Consider the following 17,089-nt stretch of genomic DNA (forward strand, 5'->3'; position numbering starts at 1 on the left):
CCTCGCTGATGGCGCTACAGGGATATGTAACGCCATCAAACGCTGAGATTCAGGCGCCTTTGCGGAAGTCTTCAGCCAGCGACGGCCGGCTTGGCGACCAGCCCAACCGGCGTGCGTTGACTGCACTCACGCGACTGTTGGACGCTGCTCCATAACGCGCAGCCTCACCGAGATTGCGCGTGACATCGTCGACATCCAGGCTATGGGTTTTGCCGCCAAAACCCAGTGACTCACTGATCAATTGGGCGATTTCAAGAAACGAAGCATGACCGTTTTCGGCAAAATAAAACGAGCCCCCGGGAGCCTTATCCAGGACCAGCAGATACAGGTCAACCAGATCGTCGATGTGAACGTTCGAGTAACGGTTTAGTCCCTTACCCACATGAATACCGGCGCCGACCTGCGCCGAAATGGCGGTCATTTGCGGAATCTGTTCACTCTCTTGCTTGAGTCCCGCACCTACGCCATAGATCATCGACGGACAGATCACGACAGCGCGGACACCTTTGTCGATCGCCGCCTGGCGCACGTGTCGATTCATCTCGACCCGCTGGCGACGAAACGGGACCGGTACAAAGTAGTCATCGTCGCTGAATACTTTCTCACTGGCATATTCGCCACACGCATCGTCGGCCACGATGGCGGAGCCACTGGTGTGGATCAGCAGCTTGGCGCTGCGTTCAAGTGCTGCGACCAGGGTATGAACGGACGGCTCGTGATCGGCACTGGCAGCGTGTATCACTGCGTCAGCTTCCTGGGCGGCCTTGGTCAATACCGCCGCGTCATCCAGCGTGCCAATGATCGGTTCGATACCACGCTGACGCAGCAACTGTGCAGTGGCCTCGGTACGTGTCAGGCCCGTTATGCTGTGACCCAATTGAAGCAAACGATGAGCAACGGCTCCGCCTATGTAACCAGACGCCCCTGTAATAAAAATCTTCATATAGAACTCCTCGATGAGAAAACGAATTGGGGATCAGGACTCGACAACTGCACGATGCTCAAGCAGCTTGTGCATTGCACGCTCTTCGATAGCGATGAACTCGGCGACCGCAGCCTCACCCGCCAACGTCAGATCCGGCTCGACACCGTCGGCCAAGCGCTCGATCTGTACGTTGAACCATGGCAACAAGTGGAATGGGTTGATGGTCGCTTCGGGTGTCAGAGCAGTGGCCCATTCGCCAGCCAGCAGCCGTGCCGGAGTAAGCGGATCCGAGATCAATGGACGGCCCAGGCCAACCATGTCGACATCACCGCGCTCGAAAGCCAAAAGCATGCCTTCAACGCTACGGAAATTCCCCGTCACCATCACCGGCATATTCGCCACCTCACGTACCGCCCCGGCAAACTCGACGAAATAAGCTTCGCGTTGAATCGTGCTCGCGCGCGGCGCATCTTCGCCTTCATCCTTGACTACCAGCCCTACTACTTTCGGCTGCTCCAGCGAACCACCCGATAGCTCCAGCAGGTCCAGACTGGTGTTGTTGAGCAACCCAACCAGCGCAACGCATTCGGCATTGGTGAAACCGCCCTTCTGGAAATCAGACGAGTTCAGCTTGATGCCAATCGGGAAGTCGTCGCCAACCTCGGCGCGCACTGCAGCGATGACCTCAAGCAATAGGCGCGCACGATTCTCCAGCGCTCCACCCCAACGATCTGTGCGCTGGTTGGACAGCGGGCTGAGGAACTGAGACAGCAGGTAGCCATGGGCAGCATGCAGTTGCACGCCAGTGAAACCCGCAGCCCGTGCCTGATTTGCAGCGAAAGCGAATTGATCGATAACGGCGGCAATCTCATCCTCGGTCATGGCACGTGCCAACCCAAACTCCAGACCCAGCCCCGGTGGAACCTGAATCGCTACCGGCGAAGGCGCCAGGGGTTGCGGATTGATCACCTGAAGTACCTGACGCCCGGTATGGCTCAACTGCAACCAGAAATCCGAGCCATCAGCCGTTCCGGCAGCAGCCATCGCCCGTAAAGCGCTCAAGTCAGTGTCAGCATCAAGCACGATGTTCCCCGGGCGTTCCAGGTGCTGACGGTCCACCTGCACGTTCCCGGACAGCAGCAAACCAGCGCCGGACGAGGCCCAACGCCGGTAAAGATTGACGTGGCGCTGAGTGGCATCATTTTTGTGGTCGGCCAGGCCTTCGCTCATGGCTGCTTTGCACAGTCGGTTTGCCAACACTACGCCGCAAGGCAAAGACAACGGACTAGAGATTTGATCAGTCATAAATACCTTCGGCTGCATGACAGGGGCTGTTTGAGCTGCTCAGTTGAGCAGCACGCGGAACGCCAGGATAGAAAGTAAAACGATCGCTGTCGCACACACGACAATGATAGTTGTTGTTTGGCTGGTGTCAAGCGAAACCTCGGGCTACGAGGCGCGCCGTTTCACGCCTTCTCCAACACCACCTGCACCTCTTGTGCGCCTTCCTTATGCCGCGCAGGCAAGAGCAGACAAGCGAGCGCCGGCATCATCAACAGGGCGCCAACCATGTTCCAAAGGAACATGAACAGCAGCAGCAGTCCCATGTCGCCCTGAAACTTGATTGATGAAAACATCCAGGTGGAGACCCCCAACGCCAGCGTAATTCCGGTGAGGGTGACGGCGGCGCCGGTGGTTTTCAGGGTTTCGTAGTACGCCTGCTTGAAGTTCAAGCCGCGTGTCATGAAATGTTCGATTCGGTTGTAGATATAGATGCCGTAATCGACCCCGATACCGACTCCGAGCGCGATGACGGGCAATGTCGCGACCTTCACCCCCATGCCCAGTTGGGCCATGAGCGCCTCACAAATCACCGAGGTGATATAAAGCGGAATCATGATGCTGATCGCCACTCGCCAGGATTTAAACTCCCACCACACCAACAGCGCGACGATGCTGTAAACCAGCAGCAGAATCCTCGGCTCGGATTGCTTGATTACTATGTTGGTGGCGGCCTCGATACCGGCGTTACCGGCTGCGAGCAAAAAGGTAGCGTGCTCATCATTGTTCGCCTTCGCGAACGTCTGTGCCGCATCGACCACCTTGGCCAGGGTTTCGGCCTTGTGATCGGTCAGATACACCATGACCGGCGCCATTGAGCAGTCGCTGTTGTAGAGCTCGTTGGGAATGGTCTTAAACGCCGCATTGGCGATGTAGCGATTGCGAGTAATGGCATACCAGCGCAAGTCGCCACCGTTCGAACCCGCAGAGAACTTCTTCAGTTCATCCACCAGGGAGTGGGTCGACTCCACGCCTGGCACCCCCTCCATCGTCCACTTCAAACGTTCGATCGCGCTGCTGACCGGGTACGAACCGCACTCTCCTGCCCGGGTCTTGACCATCACCACGAACACGTCCGGGCTGCTGGCGTAATGGTGGGCGAGAAAGTCATTGTCCTGGTTGTAACGACTGTCCGGGCGCAGTTCTGGCGCACCGCGATCCAGATCACCGATCTTCAGATCCTGTTTCAAATACCAGGCGCCGCCGAGCAGCATTGCCGAGATCAACAAGCCGATCAGCGCCGGCTTCGGTTCGGCGGCATGCGATAACCAACGTGCCAGGCGATGCTCGCTGTTAGCCTTGCGGGTCTGATTGCGCACGGCAGCGGGTGCTACCCCGCACCAGGACATCAGCACCGGCAGCAAGAACATTTTGGTGAAAATGATCACCGCCACACCCACGCCCGCGCTGATAGCCAACTCGCGGATCATGTCGATATCGATCAGCATCATGGTCGAGAAACCGACCGCGTCGCACAGCAGTGCAATCGACCCCGGTATGAAAAGCATACGAAAGGTTCGTCGTGCCGCTTGCATGGGGCTGTAACCCGCAGCGCAGTCGGCACTCATGGTGTTGATATTCTGCACGGCATGACTGACGCCGATGGCGAACGTCAGGAACGGCACCAGGATCGAATACGGGTTAAGCCCAAAGCCCAGCAAGTTGACGATACCCAACTGCCACAACACCGCGAGAGAGCAACACAACAATGTGACGGCGGTACTTCGCCAGCAACGCGAATACGCCAGAAGCAGCAGCGCCGTCAGGACGAACGTAATCGCAAAGAACTCGAGAATATCGTGCGCGCCTTCAATCAGGTCACCGGCAATTTTGGCGAAGCCGGTGATATGAATGGCGTATCGATCGCTGTTGTACTTGTCGCGTACCAGTGTTTCCAAACGCTGGGAGAACTGACCGTAATCAAGCTTTTCGCCGGTGAGCGGGTCGCGCTCAAGCAAAGGCACAAGCACCACCGAGGACTTCTGATCCGCGGCCACCAGACTCCCGATACGCCCGGAACGTTGAACGTTGAGTTGCACTTGGGCCAAGGTTTTGGCTGAGCCGTCGAAGCCATCCGGAATGATGCGGCCGACGGCAAAACCGTCTTCGGTGACCTCTTGCCACAAGACGTTGGGGGTCCAAAGTGATTTCAAGTTGCCACGATCAACGCCCGGAATGAAGAACACCTCGTCCGTGACGTTCTTCAGTGTTTCGAGATAATCCTTGTCGTAGATGTTGCCCTGCCGTGCTTCAAGTGCAATACGCACCACATTGCCCAGCGGACGCAATTCGCTTTCATACTGCTGGTAGTTGACGATATAGGGGTGATGGCCGGGCACCATTTTCTGCAGGCTGACATCAAGCCCAAGCTTGCCGGCCTGATTGGCGAGAAACACCGATACCATCAAAAACAACAGGACCACCGCGATCCGATGGTTAAACAGCAGCGGCTCTATGCGGGTCTCCAAAAAACCCGGCGTAACCGGAGCGGCGGTCAGATTGTCTTGTTTCGCGCTCATGGGGTCGGTCTCCAGATTCATTTGGCGTTTAGTGCGATCAGATGCGCACCCGCAATACCAGCGGTCAGCACCGCCCCATCGGGTAGTTCAACCAGCGAGGCAACACGCAAGCCGGGACTGGCCTCGGTCATCTGAAAATGCTGACCACCATCGACGCTGCGCAACAAGCTGGCGTCCTGACCTAACAGAACGATCTCGCCGTTATCACGCACAATGCCGGCCACCAGAGTAGGTGCCTTGGCGTCCGCTCCTACCTGCACCCAAGAGACACCCTGATCAATCGAACGGAAAATATGCCCGCCGAAGCCATAAGCCAGCAGAACGTCTTGGTTGTCCTGACGCAATTGCAACACGCCATAGAGAGCACCGTTGTAGCCGACGTCGAGCGTCTTCCAACTGCCGTCGGCAGCGCTGATGTACACCTTGCCCGCTTCTCCCGCGATGACTTGCCGTCCTGACTTGTCGCCGCTGATCGAGTTGTAGTGCAGCGCATCAGGGTTGTTGATCTGCTGCGACAGGGATATCCAATGGACTCCACCGTCGGCGGTGGCGAAAATCTGACCGTTCGATCCCACCACATAGCCTGCGGTATCGTTGGCGAACCAGACACCGAGCAACGGGCGGGAAGGCCCGAACTGTGCACCCGCGTTGACATCATCGAGCCCGAACTGCGCCTGTTCGATCTCGCTTTGCAGCGTTGAATCACCAGGCGTCTCCTGCAGCGCCGCCTTAGCGCGCACCAGCCGTGCTTCGGCGTCGACCCGTACCAATGCGTTAAGCCGATTACCATCGGCCTGCTTGACCCAGGTCTTGCCACCATCGGTGCTGTGAAGGATCACGCCATCGTGCCCCACCGCCCAGCCGCTGGAGGGGTTGACGAAGTACAGCGCCGTCAGCGTGACCGAAACCGGCACTGCACTCTGGTGCCAGCCGTGCGCGCCATCGTCTGAATACAGGATGATGCCGCGTTCTCCCGCCAACACCACACGGGTACCTGCAAGAGCCGTGGCCATCATGGTTACTGTGGCGGTACTGGCTGATTGCATGGCTGGCAGGTCCAGAAGATCGGACGCCGCTACGGCCAGCGGCGGCATCAAAACTGCCGCGCTCGCCAGAATCAGAACGACGCCCACACTGCTACAGCGCCGTATATTGCGATAGGTCTTCACCATTTCATCACCACGAGAAAAAACTGACGATAGCCGTAGGCAACGCCTTCTCTGGAAGGGATGCCTACGGTGATTTACACGATCAGTTGCTGGATCGTCGCAAGTTGTCCACCGTGTAATAGGCAGCACTTCGCTTGACCTTGTAGTCAGCAGGTTTTTCTTCGTTAGACAGGAACATCACGAAAGCACGACGCGATTGCAGGTCGTAATCGACCTGGCCTGCGGTGGTGCTGACGAGGACGTCGTAAAGGTTAACCGCGTGGTTTTCCTGAACTCGCCAAAGATTGTCGCGACTGTCATACAAGTCGCCATGCACGATTTCCCAACTGTCCTCGTCGACGTAGAGCATGCGCCGACCATAGATGCTGCGAACCCCTGGTTTGACTTGCGCTTCGACCACCCATACCCGGTGTTTCTCATAGCGAGGCAGATCCTGATTCAAGTGATTCTGCTGCACGATGTCGCGGTACTTGAGAGCCTTCGAAGTGAGGTCGTAGTTGTTGTACGACACGATCATTTCTTTCTTGCCAACCAGTTTCCAGTCGTAGCGATCCTGCCCGCCGCCAAACATGTCGTAACTGTCGATGGTGCCCAGCCCGTCGCTGTTGAATTGCGGTGTGTCATACGCCACGTCTGGCGCGCGCAACACGCGACGCTGGCCCGGGTTGTAGGTCCAGGTCTTGCGCGCTCCATCCGTACGGTCCGAGACGTCGATCAGCAGAACCGCCTCGCCGGCAACGTTGGACGGGCTCAACGTGCGCTGCATGTAATAGGTGATCTGGTTAGGAGGATTGTCAGCTATTGCCTTGCCCGTCGTTCGTGATTCGGCCCATTTGATCGGCGTGAAACTGCCGTTGCTCTGTACCGGAAAAATGACGAACTGACGCTCCGAACTCAAGCCGTAGTAACGATATTCGTGGTTGTAGATCACCTCTGAACCATTTTTCGGCACAGGGAAAGGTACGCTTGAAGCGAGGACACCGATCACTCCCATACCACCTTCAACCGTCTTGATCCGCCCGGCTTCGGTCTTGATATCGCTGTATTCCTGCGGTGGCAATGCAGCCGTTCGGTGGGTGGGGTAGACCTTCATTTTGTAGTCCGGGTAACGCTTGAGCATTTCGATCTGCCCTGGCGCCAACAGGTTCTGGTATTGCGCCAGATTGGCGCCTGTAACCGTGTAAAGCGGCTTCTCCGCCGCGTATGGATTGGCATACCCCTTGGTGCTATCGAATCCCGCCACAACCTGGGTCAAACCGCCTTCCCAAGGTGGAATCGAACCATCGGCATTACCTGTTTTTTGCGCCCCGACAGGCGTGAGATCCTTGCCCAGTCTGGCAAGGTCTTGCTCTGAAGTTTCGGCATGCGCGCCGAGGGTCACCCCGACAAGTGCGCCCGCGGCCAAGATGCCCAGCACGCCTTTTAGTCTTTTGTTGTCCATGCTTTTGCCTGCTTTGGTTAGAAGTTGATGCCAGCGACCAGAGAGAAGAAGTCACGATCATGGAATTCGTCGTACTTCGCGTCATGGTTGAAACGCGAATAGCTGAAGTCGACGTAGTACTTGCCGCTGTAGTCGAGACGCACGCCCGGCGCTACCACTAGTCGACCCTCACTGAACAAACCATCAGCGGAGTAGCCACTTATGTCGTCCGACACGAAGACTCGCGGCTTGACGTTTACCCCGGCGAATACGTCCGGGTAGCTGACCTCCAGTTGCGCACGTACACCCCATACGTTGGATGTGGCGAAGCCTTTGTTTTGGCAATAGCTCGTATCTGGGTTAAGCGCCTCGCACGGCACGCCTGCGACCGGACCTGAGCCGAACACAGCGGCGCGTCCGTAACGAGTCGAGTTGTCTGGATTGCCGATTCCATCCCAGTGCTGATAAACCGCTTCCGCCGCCAGAGTGGCAGCCTCGGCACCGAGGATCCGCGGCAACACCTGAATGGTCGACAGCTGAGCCTGAGTTTTGGATTTGCGGTCATAACCGCTCACGAAGGAACCATCCGGTGTGGATACCAAATTGGCCTGCGGGCCAATGCCAGCGACAAGGCCGTTAATCAGGTCGGTACCGTTGATCTGCACGGGCAGGCCAGACGTATGGCTAATTTCACCAAACACTGACCAACCACCGATGACGGTAGACGCACTCAGGCCAACGACATGGATACCGTCAGCGCTGTAGTCGAGGGTCTCCTGCGCAGCGCGCAGGCCTTGCGGCGGGTCGGCAGACCAGATCGATCCAGGTATCGTGGTGGGCACCAAGGTCGCGCTTACGTTAGGGATGCGGGTGTGATAGCGCACATAGTAGAGCCCTAAATCAGTGTCCAGCGCCTCGACCCGGTGACGCAGCGCGATGCCATACTGACCGCTGTTTGGGGGCTCTCGGTCAGGCGTCAACGCCATCCGGAAGTTGGCTCCGCCCAATGCAGGAACTCCGGCGAAGGTCTGGCGGTCAGTAAACTGCCCCCCGCCCACCACCGTTCCGCTGTTCGAGCAGTTGACGACACTGGACGCAGACCAGTAGGTGCCACAGCCGTCCAGCACGGTTTTTTCCCAACGCAACTGGTAGAACGCTTCCACACTGGTGCCGTCGGCTATGCCGAAGCTGGCGAACAACTGTGGCAACGGGAGGAGGATTTCTTTGACCTGGGCGCCAGGCCGGTGGGCTGCGGTGATGTCGAACGCACCGTATTCGTTGATACCGGGCACAAACAGACTTTCCCCCCAGTTCACGACCTGGTTGCCCAACCTGACGGTCAAAGGATGATCGCCACTCAGCTGGAATGTGTCGTAAACATAGGCGTCGAGTAGTGCGACGCCGGAGAATTTGGACAAGTGATCGAAATCGGAGTCGTCCAGCCGCGCGCCGTGCTCATAACCGTTGGCGACGCTGCCATGGGGCACGCCACTGTTGTTGAGCGTGAAGTCGTCCCAGGCCTTGGCGCGTACAAACACGCCAAGATCGCCCTTACTGATATCGATGTCGCCCAGGATATTCAAGACGGTTGAGTAGCGTTGACCCTTACCGAAGTTCAGATCGCCGTTATCGTTACCGCTGCTGGCTTTACCACCATTTCCCACGGAAATCAGACGAGGATCGGCGCTGCTTGCCCGCCAACTGGTGCCCAGCGATGTGCCGAGCGACCAGCGAACATCGACCCCCTCATCAGTGGTAAACGAGCCAGCCTCGGCGCTGCTCACAGCCAGACCTGCAAGACACAACGCGACGCCTAGCCTGCCGGCGCGCACAACGCCGGAATGGTCCTTGTTTTTCATAGTTTCACTCGTATTTTTGTTTTTGGAGGTTGCGAGGAAATGTGTGGATCAGTGCCAGCCTCCGCCGCTGGCAACTGATTTTTTCCAGGACACTGGGTCGACGCTTACTTCGGTACCTCGGGCTTGCGGACGGGGCCGGCGGTCACACCACCATCGATCACCAGTTCGGCGCCATTGACGTACGAGGACTCGTCCGACGCCAGATAGACCACCGCGTTGGCGACGTCACTGGGCAAACCCACACGCCCTGAAGGGATCAGCGCGCTGAACATTTCTTCAACACCCAGCCCGGCACCAAAGCCGTAATGACTTTGCGTCATCGGCGTATGGATCACACCCGGCAGCAAGGAGTTGCAGCGAATTGCCAGCCCCTGACTGGCAGCTTCAATCGCGGCGCATTTGGTCAATGCCCTGACGGCACTCTTGGAAGCGCAATAGGCCGTCTGGTTGGTTGCACCTATCAGCCCACCGATCGAGGACATGTTGATGATCGAACCGCCGTGCTCTGCCATGGTGACAAAGGCCGCCTTGATCCCCAGGAACACGCCGTCGATATTGATCGAGGTGACTTGCCGGAATTGTTCGAGGCTCATGTCGGTGATCGACTGCACCGCCAGCACTCCAGCGTTGTTGACCAATACATCAAGCTTGCCGAAGCGCTGCTGGACCTGTGTCATCACCGCGTCCCAACTCGCGGCATCGCTGACATCATGCCGAAACGCTTCGGCGGTCAAGCCCTCGTCGCGCAAAACGGCTGCCGCCTGTTCAGCGGTGGTCAGATCGATATCGGTCAAGGCCACTTGGGCACCATGACGTGCCAATGTCGCCGCAATTTGCGCACCAATGCCGCGAGCGGCGCCTGTAATCAGTACTACTTTGCCATCCAGTCTTTTCATTGCATCGCCCTGAATAATGCCGAGTGCACCAGATCGCCATGAGGTTTTGGCAATTCTGAATTCTTATTAGTATTTGGATACCGCAAAGAATTTCTACACCTTTATTTGAGCGTCAGCCAGAGTTTTTTTATTTTTTTGCGACGCGCTCCTGCCTCTGGCACCAGGCATTTGCAACGACTCAGTCATAGCTGCGGAGGGATGATCCAGGGCGGACTCAACGCGCAGGCTCGATAGGCGAATTCTCGGACTTCCTGCTATATTCTCGCGTTAACTACAGGAGAGCCCATGCGCCCCACCCGCCTAACACGCCCTCAACAGCAAGCCCAGACACGCGAATATCTCCTGACTGCAGCCGAGAACGTCTTTTCTCGTCTCGGTTATGGTGGGGCCTCATTAGAGCTGATCGCCGCCGAGGCAGGTTTTTCAAAGGGCGCGATCTACTCCAACTTTCCGAACAAGGAAACGCTCCTCTTGACGCTGCTGGATCGGTACATGGAGCGCGACATGGCCGGATTGAAAGAGCTCGCGGCTCAAGATCCTGACAGGATGTTCGAAGGGGTGACCGAGTGGTTGATGACCATGAATTCCGACAGCGAGTGCCCGTTGTTGGCGGTCGAGTTACAACTTCATGCAAGCCGCAATCCCGAGTTCGCAGCGGCATACGACGCGCTGCATAAGCGTCAGACTGAAGGGCTGGCCAATCTCCTCGACCTGTATTTCAAAGCCACTGGTACGAAAAGCCCTCTACCTTCGACCGATCTTGCCATAGCGCTGACGGCCATGGTGCATGGCATCAGTCTCCAGCGACGCAACGCCAACGATACAGGTCCCGTTGAAGCGGGTCGTATCATCAACCAGTTATTGACTAGCCTGGTCGTCCGACAGCGAGAGGCGTAGTCATCTCTGCGTTGGAGGTTCTTCGCCGAAGCGCCTTTAATAACTGATTGCACAGGTGGCCACGCTATTACCCGGTCCGGGCAAGAAATGGAGGCGCCCTCCCACCAGCCCCTACTCCCGGCGCGAACGCCGGCAGCAGGCATACTCACCGATGGTTGGGCAGACCGTTAGAGTCGTAATCCACCGTCGACCACAATCTCGGCGCCATTGACATAACTGGCCGCATCGGATGCCAGGAACGCGACGACCTCGGCGACTTCCTTCGGATCAGCGATCCGGTTGAGCGGGATCATGGCTTGATACTTTGCATTTGCTTCCGGCGGGTTGCCGGCGATCATCGGCGTCTGGATCATGCCCGGAAAGACCGCGTTGACACGAATACCGACGCGCCCCAACTCGGCGGCGGCGCAACCGCTCATCCCACGTACCGCCCACTTGGACGCTGCATAGGCGAACTGCCCCGGAATATTGCGAATGGCCGAAAGCGAGGAGATGTTAATGATCGAGCCACTACCTGCGCTTTGCATCGCCTCGGTCACTGCCTGCATGCCCAGCATCACGCCCAACACGTTAACCTGGAAATACCGCTCCAACTCGCTCGGCGTGGTCCCCTGCAAATAGTTGGGACTGTAGATTCCCGCGTTGTTGACGAGGATGTCGATCCGGCCGAACCGTTTCAGTGCCTCCTCGACCACCACAGCCCAACCCTCGGCGCTCGAAACATCATGCTTGATGAAGCACGCCGCCTCTCCGATCTCTGCCGCGACCTGTTCGCCGTTGTCTTGAACATCAGTCAAAACAACTTTGGCGCCTTCGGCGGCGAAGAGCCGGGCTTCGGCCTCTCCCTGCCCACTTGCCGCACCCGTAATGATTGCAACCTTGCCGCTTAACCGTCCCATGCCATTTCCTCTTTTTGATTTTATTGTATGAATCGCAGCGCCTCGACGTTCCGGAGCAACTCCGAAAGGAGGTGATTGTGTGGCGCAGAGTCGATTAGATACTTATTGGTATCTGAAAATCAATCAGTATCTTCGGTGCTCGAAGGAAGGGGGAAATGCCGGAGCCTCGCGGTTCATCGCATACTGGGAGCTCCACCCAGGACCGTGTCCAGTCGCGAGCTTTGGCATTGCTGATCAGTGACCAGTTCGATGACCACGCCGGATGCCATCGCGACGAACAACTGGCGTTCGCCCGTGAGCGGCACTTCATTGAGCCCATAGTGAACGCCGCTGAGTCGAATCCGATTGCGCGCCTCGTCAAGCTCGAATGTGTGTTGCATACGCGCCTGTTCGAGCGCACGACACGCCACCTGCGCTTGACGGATGAGGGGCGGACGTATTTGTCCTATTGCCACCAGGCACTTCAGGCACTCGACGATGGCAATGCCTTTCTACAAGCCGGGAAAAGCGCCTCATGACTACCAATCCCTTGGGCAGACTGACCTCGAACGCCAGCAAGAAACCGCGCATGTGGCACAGTACGTATAAAGGCCGCTATCAATCGCGCTTCAGTCCATCGCGCCAGGCGATTGCTTCGAGTTCAACCCGAACCGCGTCTTCGACGGCAATCACCGGGCGAACCTGGAATTCAAACGCAGGGAACGTCGAGCACACCTTGTGAACTGCCATCGGATCGTCGCAGTCCACCAACATGTGTCCACCCCATTCACCCACGCGCACGACAAACACCTCGATCTTGAAATTGTCCGGAGCTTTCCATTGACCGAACACTTCAAGGATCCGTTTCTGCGCATTCTCGTACTGCGCAGGCGAACCTTGTGGGCGTTCGAACCAGCTGATCATGTACTTCATCGCCATCCTCCTCTATTGCATTGATGTAGTGGTCAACTGATCCCGGACACGACGACTGCTTGAGCTGGCTATCTACAACCAGACACCACGTGGTGCAGACGAAAACCTCACTTTGCGTGCGGGTTTCAGCACAGGCAAGGATAGTTCTCGAGGCAACGCAAAGCCAACCTGGGGGCGACAAGGGAAGCCTGTCGTCATTGTTGTGGGTTGAAGGATCATGCCGTGACGCCCACGGCATGATCGGGTCTTCCTGAGCCGGGTTCGACTACTGGTGCTGCACCTGGAACAACGAGTTCACCTGAACCCGCGCCAACATCCGCTCTGCCCCGCCGCCACGTCGCATACCGCGCACCGGGCAGGCGTCGAGGTAATCCAGACCGACCGCCAGCTTCAGGTGACGCTCGGGTCGGGTCAGCCTGTTGGTCACATCGAAGCTGTACCAGCCATCATCGAGCCAGGCTTCGGCCCAGGCGTGACTGGCCAGATGGCTTTCATCCTCGGTGCACAGGTAGCCAGAGACATACCGCGCGGGAATCCCCAGGCTGCGAGCACAGGCCAGAAACGCGTGAGTGTGGTCCTGGCAGACGCCCGCACGGCCGGCAAACGCCTCGGCGGCGGTGCTGTCGACCGCGGTCGCGCCGGGGCTGTAAGGCATGTGCCCGGCCAACCCGTGCATCAGGTCGATCAACGCCGTGCGATCGCGACGGGTGCCGCACTGCTTCACGGCAAAGTCGCTCAAGGCGTGATCTGCCTGAGTCAGGTGACTGGTGCGCAGGAACGGCAACGGCGATTGGCTATCGCGTTCAACCTCCTGCGCCTGGTCGATCTCCACCTGGCCGTAGGCGCTAAGCACTATGGCACCGTGGGGCTCGTCCATGGTCAATACATGCAGGATGTTGCCGTAAGGATCGAGTTGACTGCGCACCAGGCGCGGCAATTCCAGGTGCCATTCCAGAATGCGCTGGCGCTCGCTGTTCTGTGGCGTCAGGCGCAGGAACTGGATGCTGGTGCAGACTTCATCGGCGTAGCTGTAGGTGGTGTCGTGACGTATGGAAAGTTTCATACGACCTCCAGATAGGATTCGTGGATGGTCTGGCCCAGATGGCGCACCTGGGAGATGAAATCGGTCAGCCAGAGGTGCAGGCCCGCATCGAGAATCTCGTCGATCCCGGTATAACGAAGGCGCGCCTGCAGTTCGGCAGCCAGGCGCTGGGCGGGACGGCCATTGTTGCCCGGCAGGCTGGCGAGGATCTGGTCCAGTTCCTCGATGCACGCATGCAGCGAGCGCGGCACGTCGGCACGCAACAACAGCATCTCGGAGACCTGCTCGGCGCCCGGCGCATTGCGGTAGATCTCGTTGAAGGCCTCGAAGGACGACAAGGCACGGAGCAAGGCGCTCCACTGGTAGTAGCCGCGGGCCGAGTTATCGCTGACCTCCTCCGACTTCTCGCCGAACATTTCGTAGCGCGCATCCAGCAGGCGCAGGGTGTTGTCGGCCCGTTCCAGGAAGGTGCCCAGGCGAATGAAACAGTAGGCATCGTTGCGCATGATGGTGCCCGAGGTCGCCCCGCGGAACAGATGGGAGCGCTCCTTGACCCACTCACAGAAATGGCTGATGCCGTAACGACCCAGGCCGTTGCTGGCGATATTGCGCATCTCAAGCCAAGTGGCGTTGATGTTCTCCCACATGTCGGCGGTGATGCGTCCGCGCACCGCGTGAGCGTTGGCCCGCGCTGCCTGCAGGCAGCAATAGATACTCCCGGGGTTGGTTTCATCCAGCGCGAAGAAGTGCAGCATGCGCTCGGTGTTGAGCTCGCCATAGCGCTCGTTGTAGTCGTCCAGTGTGCCGGCGGCCAGCAGCGACATCGCCAGTTCGGCGCGGCCATCGGTGCGCCCGGCCTGGGGCATCAACGATAGCGAGTAACTGACTTCGAGCATGCGTGCCAGGTTCTCGGCACGCTCCAGGTAACGGGACATCCAGTAGAGGTCCGAAGCGGTTCTTGAAAGCATGTCTTAGTCCTCCACTACCCAAGTGTCTTTGGTGCCGCCGCCCTGGGACGAGTTCACCACCAGCGAACCTTCGCGCAGTGCCACGCGGGTCAGGCCGCCGGGCACCAGACGGGTTTCACTGCCCGAGAGCACAAACGGGCGCAGGTCGATGTGACGCGGGGCGATGCCGTTTTCGACAAAGGTCGGGCACGTCGACAGGCACAGGGTTGGTTGGGCGATATAGGCTTCAGGGCGGGCCTTGAGGCGCGCGCGGAAGTCCTCGATCTGCGCCGCCGTGGCCGCCGGGCCGACCAGCATGCCGTAGCCGCCGGAACCCTGGGTTTCCTTGACCACCAGCTCGGGAAGATTGGCCAGCACATGGGATAACTCTTCCGGCTTGCGGCATTGCCAGGTGGGCACGTTCTTCAGGATCGGCTCTTCGTCGAGGTAGAAGCGAATCATGTCAGTGACGTAGGGGTAAATTGACTTGTCGTCCGCTACCCCGGTACCTACGGCGTTGGCCAGGACCACGTTCCCCGAACGATAGGCCGCCAGCAGTCCGGGGACACCGAGCATGGAGTCCGGGTTGAAGGACAGTGGATCGAGGAAGGCATCATCGAGGCGACGATAGATCACATCCACCTGCTTCGGGCCGGCGGTGGTGCGCATAAAGACACGATCGTCGCGGACAAACAGATCGGCGCCCTCAACCAGTTCCACCCCCATTTCGCGGGCCAGGAACGCATGCTCGAAATACGCACTGTTGAAACGGCCCGGGGTCAGCACCACCGCCGTGGGGTTGTCCAGCGGGCTGGCGCTCTTGAGGGTGTCCAGCAGCAGGTTCGGGTAATGATCGATGGGCGCCACGCGCTGGGCGGCGAAGAGTTCGGGAAACAGCCGCATCATCATCTTGCGGTCTTCGAGCATGTAGCTGACGCCGCTGGGGGTGCGCAGGTTGTCTTCCAGCACGTAGTAGCTGCCATCGCCATCACGTACCAGGTCGACCCCGGAGATATGGGCGTAGATGCCGCGGTGCAGATTCAAACCCCGCATGGCAACCTGATACCCCTCGTTGGCCAGGACCTGCTCGGGAGCAATAATGCCTTCCTTGAGGATGCGTTGCCCGTGGTAGATATCGGCCAGGAACATGTTCAATGCCTGAACCCGCTGAATGCAGCCGCGCTCGACCATCTGCCATTCGCTGGCTTTGATGCTGCGTGGAATGATGTCGAACGGAATCAACCGCTCGGTGCCCTGCTCGTCCCCATACAAGGTGAAGGTGATGCCGGCGCGATGGAACAACAGGTCGGCTTCACGACGACGCTGGTCCAACAGCTCCAGAGGAGTGTCCGCCAGCCAGCGCGCGAACGCCTGGTAATGTGGGCGGCAGCCACCGTTGGCATCATACATCTCATTAAAAAAAGCACGGGACATACCCCACTCCTTGCCGTGTTTCATTCGGCATTTTTTATTTAATTTCGTTATTTCGATAGATCAGGCCTTACGTTGTTTTAGTTGATGCTGTTTTGTTGAGCACCTCATTGTGCGTCGTCAATAACCTGCTTCATGCAGGCCGCAAACTTTTTATAGGCGCTGGCAAATACCGGTGTATTTGAGCGCCCTACCCTGGCGAATTCTGTTAACTCGATAAAAGCCTTGTGGCTCGTGTCAAAAACTCCCTCTTTAAAGTGATACTTCCCGTGGACTTGATAAGGCTTCTGCAAGCGCTATGCCCGATTGCGACCTCGCGAAAAATAAAATCGGAAATCGGCATCAATCCGCCACAAAAGGACATTTTGCTTCGATTTTGCGACATTTCAGTCAAGTAATGCTGAAACGTTTATCTCTTTAGGTTTTTGCACAGCTCTGGCGCGACCTAAAAGAGTGCAATAGAGGGGTTAACTGTTTTTATGCGCCAGAATAGGGATATTTTGATGAATGTTATTTTTATGGCTGCGCATTGCCTGAGCGCCAGGCCTCTTTATATAAATAAGACCCGGGCACCCTTTTGGAGCCTGAATGCGCACCAAACAGGGGTTTATCGCACCATTATGTTTCTTGCTTTTCAGCAACTCACTTCATAGCCGGTTGACATGAGCAGTCCGGCCACGGAGTTCTTCAGCCCGTAAGTAGAGCTCTGACATTTATTGCAGCTGCAACCATGCTGACTCCAGCTATCCATACCAGGGCTGGAGCGAAAATATGAAGGTACCGGGAATCTCGGGTTTCCGAATTGTTTCGAAAAAAGACAACACTCGTAGTC

The 17,089-nt window shown here is 57.8% G+C and carries 14 protein-coding genes; 2 read left to right on the forward strand and 12 right to left on the reverse strand.

Annotation, left to right across the window (positions count from 1 at the left end):
* Positions 1-49: 49 nt before the first annotated feature.
* From AC07W5_RS17080 to AC07W5_RS17110, 7 genes are all read right to left on the reverse strand, one after another.
* Entirely contained in the window at positions 50-943 is an 894-nt protein-coding gene (locus tag AC07W5_RS17080; protein WP_495023896.1) for an NAD-dependent epimerase/dehydratase family protein, read from the reverse strand.
* A gap of 33 nt (positions 944-976) precedes the next feature.
* On the reverse strand, positions 977-2,230 hold the full coding sequence (locus AC07W5_RS17085) for an NADH:flavin oxidoreductase/NADH oxidase family protein (protein ID WP_495023897.1): 1,254 nt from the start codon (positions 2,228-2,230) through the stop codon (positions 977-979).
* A gap of 161 nt (positions 2,231-2,391) precedes the next feature.
* Positions 2,392-4,785 (reverse strand): efflux RND transporter permease subunit, encoded by a 2,394-nt coding sequence (locus AC07W5_RS17090; protein ID WP_495023898.1) that lies wholly within the window; start codon positions 4,783-4,785, stop codon positions 2,392-2,394.
* 17 nt (positions 4,786-4,802) lie between these two features.
* Positions 4,803-5,954, reverse strand: coding sequence for a WD40/YVTN/BNR-like repeat-containing protein (locus AC07W5_RS17095; RefSeq protein ID WP_495023899.1), 1,152 nt, complete (start codon positions 5,952-5,954; stop codon positions 4,803-4,805).
* 82 nt (positions 5,955-6,036) lie between these two features.
* Positions 6,037-7,395, reverse strand: coding sequence for a DUF1329 domain-containing protein (locus AC07W5_RS17100; protein WP_495023900.1), 1,359 nt, complete (start codon positions 7,393-7,395; stop codon positions 6,037-6,039).
* A 17-nt stretch (positions 7,396-7,412) separates the two neighbouring features.
* Positions 7,413-9,233, reverse strand: coding sequence for a DUF1302 domain-containing protein (locus AC07W5_RS17105; RefSeq protein WP_495023901.1), 1,821 nt, complete (start codon positions 9,231-9,233; stop codon positions 7,413-7,415).
* Positions 9,234-9,337: 104 nt separating this feature from the next.
* On the reverse strand, positions 9,338-10,129 hold the full coding sequence (locus tag AC07W5_RS17110; RefSeq protein WP_495023902.1) for an SDR family NAD(P)-dependent oxidoreductase: 792 nt from the start codon (positions 10,127-10,129) through the stop codon (positions 9,338-9,340).
* Positions 10,130-10,414: 285 nt separating this feature from the next.
* Between AC07W5_RS17110 and AC07W5_RS17115 the strand changes: the two genes are divergently transcribed.
* The gene (locus AC07W5_RS17115; protein WP_494992851.1) at positions 10,415-11,026 is read left to right on the forward strand and encodes a TetR/AcrR family transcriptional regulator; all 612 of its coding nucleotides are present in this window, start codon (positions 10,415-10,417) and stop codon (positions 11,024-11,026) included.
* A gap of 167 nt (positions 11,027-11,193) precedes the next feature.
* Here AC07W5_RS17115 and AC07W5_RS17120 read toward each other — a convergent pair whose 3' ends face one another.
* Positions 11,194-11,925, reverse strand: a complete 732-nt coding sequence (locus AC07W5_RS17120; RefSeq protein WP_494992850.1) for an SDR family NAD(P)-dependent oxidoreductase — start codon at positions 11,923-11,925, stop codon at positions 11,194-11,196.
* A gap of 155 nt (positions 11,926-12,080) precedes the next feature.
* Here AC07W5_RS17120 and AC07W5_RS17125 point away from each other — a divergent pair, with 155 nt between their 5' ends.
* On the forward strand, positions 12,081-12,443 hold the full coding sequence (locus AC07W5_RS17125) for a hypothetical protein (protein WP_495023903.1): 363 nt from the start codon (positions 12,081-12,083) through the stop codon (positions 12,441-12,443).
* Positions 12,444-12,522: 79 nt separating this feature from the next.
* On the opposite strand, the gene AC07W5_RS17130 is transcribed toward AC07W5_RS17125, so the two are convergent.
* The 4 genes from AC07W5_RS17130 to AC07W5_RS17145 form a co-directional block, all read right to left on the reverse strand.
* On the reverse strand, positions 12,523-12,837 hold the full coding sequence (locus tag AC07W5_RS17130) for a DUF3303 domain-containing protein (RefSeq protein WP_494992848.1): 315 nt from the start codon (positions 12,835-12,837) through the stop codon (positions 12,523-12,525).
* A 265-nt stretch (positions 12,838-13,102) separates the two neighbouring features.
* Positions 13,103-13,900, reverse strand: coding sequence for a transglutaminase family protein (locus AC07W5_RS17135; RefSeq protein ID WP_495012827.1), 798 nt, complete (start codon positions 13,898-13,900; stop codon positions 13,103-13,105).
* The gene (locus AC07W5_RS17140) at positions 13,897-14,847 is read right to left on the reverse strand and encodes an alpha-E domain-containing protein (RefSeq protein WP_494992846.1); all 951 of its coding nucleotides are present in this window, start codon (positions 14,845-14,847) and stop codon (positions 13,897-13,899) included. The genes AC07W5_RS17135 and AC07W5_RS17140 overlap by 4 nt, the downstream gene beginning before the upstream one ends.
* A gap of 3 nt (positions 14,848-14,850) precedes the next feature.
* Positions 14,851-16,260: a circularly permuted type 2 ATP-grasp protein gene (locus AC07W5_RS17145; RefSeq protein ID WP_495023904.1), complete on the reverse strand. Its 1,410-nt coding sequence runs from the start codon at positions 16,258-16,260 to the stop codon at positions 14,851-14,853.
* Positions 16,261-17,089 lie beyond the last annotated feature (829 nt).

The organism is Pseudomonas sp. GW821-FHT01E05 (genome assembly GCF_059422425.1).

Coding starts and splice junctions, on each gene's coding strand:
- AC07W5_RS17120 (WP_494992850.1), bottom strand. CDS start 11,925: ATGGGACGGTTAAGCGGCAAGGTTGCAATCATTACGGGTGCGGCAAGT.
- AC07W5_RS17105 (WP_495023901.1), bottom strand. CDS start 9,233: ATGAAAAACAAGGACCATTCCGGCGTTGTGCGCGCCGGCAGGCTAGGC.
- AC07W5_RS17115 (WP_494992851.1), top strand. CDS start 10,415: ATGCGCCCCACCCGCCTAACACGCCCTCAACAGCAAGCCCAGACACGC.
- AC07W5_RS17140 (WP_494992846.1), bottom strand. CDS start 14,847: ATGCTTTCAAGAACCGCTTCGGACCTCTACTGGATGTCCCGTTACCTG.
- AC07W5_RS17080 (WP_495023896.1), bottom strand. CDS start 943: ATGAAGATTTTTATTACAGGGGCGTCTGGTTACATAGGCGGAGCCGTT.
- AC07W5_RS17090 (WP_495023898.1), bottom strand. CDS start 4,785: ATGAGCGCGAAACAAGACAATCTGACCGCCGCTCCGGTTACGCCGGGT.
- AC07W5_RS17100 (WP_495023900.1), bottom strand. CDS start 7,395: ATGGACAACAAAAGACTAAAAGGCGTGCTGGGCATCTTGGCCGCGGGC.
- AC07W5_RS17085 (WP_495023897.1), bottom strand. CDS start 2,230: ATGACTGATCAAATCTCTAGTCCGTTGTCTTTGCCTTGCGGCGTAGTG.
- AC07W5_RS17135 (WP_495012827.1), bottom strand. CDS start 13,900: ATGAAACTTTCCATACGTCACGACACCACCTACAGCTACGCCGATGAA.
- AC07W5_RS17130 (WP_494992848.1), bottom strand. CDS start 12,837: ATGAAGTACATGATCAGCTGGTTCGAACGCCCACAAGGTTCGCCTGCG.
- AC07W5_RS17125 (WP_495023903.1), top strand. CDS start 12,081: ATGCCGGAGCCTCGCGGTTCATCGCATACTGGGAGCTCCACCCAGGAC.
- AC07W5_RS17110 (WP_495023902.1), bottom strand. CDS start 10,129: ATGAAAAGACTGGATGGCAAAGTAGTACTGATTACAGGCGCCGCTCGC.
- AC07W5_RS17145 (WP_495023904.1), bottom strand. CDS start 16,260: ATGTCCCGTGCTTTTTTTAATGAGATGTATGATGCCAACGGTGGCTGC.